Here is a 2,062-nt window from a genome sequence, read left to right on the forward strand (position 1 = left end):
CGGCGAGGGGAGGGCGGCGTTCTGCCGCCCGCGCGGCCGTCAGGCCGCGCCTTGACATCTATAAGAACAATTCGGCAATGCAATGGCGGGTTCAGCTGTCCTGTCCCGGGACATGCTTGACACATCAGTCCCAGGACATGTTTGACAGGTGCCGTTGTCGGCCGATCTTCCGTGCGTCCTTTGCGGGTGGCGTGCGGCGGGAGGCCGGGATTGGCCCTGGTCGATTTGTCGGTTGTCGAGCAGCGTTATCGAGCGGTCCTGGCGGTTCTCGCGGGTGCGGGTGTGAGCGAGACGTCTGCCGAGGTGGGGGTGTCGCGGCAGACGCTGCATTCCTGGCTGCGCCGTTATCGGGAATCGGGTCTGGCCGGGCTGGCCGATCGTTCCCGTCGTCCGGCCTCCTCGCCGTCGCGGTTATCCGCCCAGGTGGAGGCGGTGGTGTGTGAGCTGCGGCGGGAGCATCCGCGGTGGGGTCCGGTCCGGCTGGTGCATGAGGCCGCCCGGTTGGGGGTGGATCCGCCGCCGTCGCGGATGGCGGTCTATCGGGCGCTGGTGCGACACGGCCTGATCAGTCCCCGCGCTCGGCGCAAGCGGCGGGAGGACTATCTGCGGTGGGAGCGGCCGGCGCCGATGCAGTTGTGGCAGATGGACATCGTCGGCGGGGTGTTCCTGGCCGACGGCAGCGAGGCGAAGGTCGTGACCGGGGTCGATGACCATTCGCGGTATTGCGTGATCGCCGCTGTGGTGGCGCGGCCGACCGGGCGGGCGGTCTGCCTGGCCTTCGCTGCGGCGCTGAAGGCGTTCGGGGTGCCGGATGAGGTGCTGACCGACAACGGCAAGCAGTTCACCGACCGGTTCGGCAAAGGCGGTGAGGTGCTGTTCGACCGGATCTGCCGCGACAACGGGATCGTGCATCGGCTGACCCAGCCGCGTTCGCCGACCACGACGGGCAAGGTCGAGCGGTTCCATCAGAGTCTGCGTCGGGAACTGCTGGATGACGCGGTCCCCTTCGCCGATCTGGCGACCGCGCAGGCGGCGGTGACGGCCTGGGTGGTCGAATACAACACCCGGCGACCGCATCAGGCACTCGGGATGGCCTGCCCGGCCGAACGTTTCCAGCCCCGCAACGATCGCCAGGAGGAGATGCTGCCGCTGCGACTGCCCGCCGTGCTGAAAGCCATCGACGGGCAGGTCATCGCCCAGCCGCAATCGATCCCGGAGCCTGCCGCCTCAGCTCCGGACCCGCAGCCGGTTCGGGCGTGGTCGGGTGGGCCGCTGGAGCTGGAGAAGGTCGTGCCGACCAGCGGGAACATGGCGTTGGCGGGCCGTCAGTTCTGGCTGGGCCCTGATCGGGCGGGGGTCATGGTGACGTTCTGGGCCGACACCGACGTCATTCACCTGCTGATCGCCGGGGTGCGGATCAAGAGTTTCCGCTCTCACCTGTCGAACGCCGACCTGGCCAAACTCGCCGCTTCGGGTGGACGCCCAGCCGGTCCCGCGCCCTTGCCGGCAGCCGAGACCGGGGCGGGGACGGCGTTGGAGGTGGACCGGACCGTCAGCCGGACCGGGACGGTCAGCCTGGCCGGGCGGATCGTCCTGGCGGCCGAGATCCTGGGCGGCAGACGAGTCAGCATCCGCATCGAGGAGAACACCCTGATGTTCTTCGACCCGGCCAAGCGGGAGTTGCTGCGCACCCGCCCCAACCCGATCTCCTGGGAGCGGCTGCGGCATCTGCGCGACGCCCGCCCGGCGGGCCCTCCGCCCCGTCCGAGTGTCGAGCCGGTGACGGTTCAGCGGGTGGCCAGCAACAGCGGCGTGGTCATGGTCGCCGGGCAGAAGGTCGCCCTCGGCAGGATCCACGCCCGCGCGATCGTCACCATCCATGTCAGCGACACCACGCTCACGATCGAACTGCCCGATGACACCCGTGTGGTCCGTCGGACCACCACCCAGCCCGTCCGCAGCATCAAAGCCGCCCGGCCCCGCAAGGCCGGTCATGTTTCCTAGCCCACCTGTAAAGCATGTGCTGGGACAGAAACGTCAATCATCTCGTGGGACTGGACAA

Annotated in this window: 1 protein-coding gene; it reads left to right on the forward strand. The window is 69.0% G+C overall.

Going from position 1 to position 2,062, the window contains the following annotated elements; translation table 11 throughout:
* Positions 1 to 225 precede the first annotated feature (225 nt).
* The gene (locus tag ACYQ78_RS39195; protein ID WP_459806073.1) at positions 226 to 2,004 is read left to right on the forward strand and encodes an IS481 family transposase; all 1,779 of its coding nucleotides are present in this window, start codon (positions 226 to 228) and stop codon (positions 2,002 to 2,004) included.
* The last annotated feature ends 58 nt before the right edge of the window (positions 2,005 to 2,062 follow it).

The sequence above is a fragment of the Herbidospora sp. RD11066 genome, from assembly GCF_054661255.1.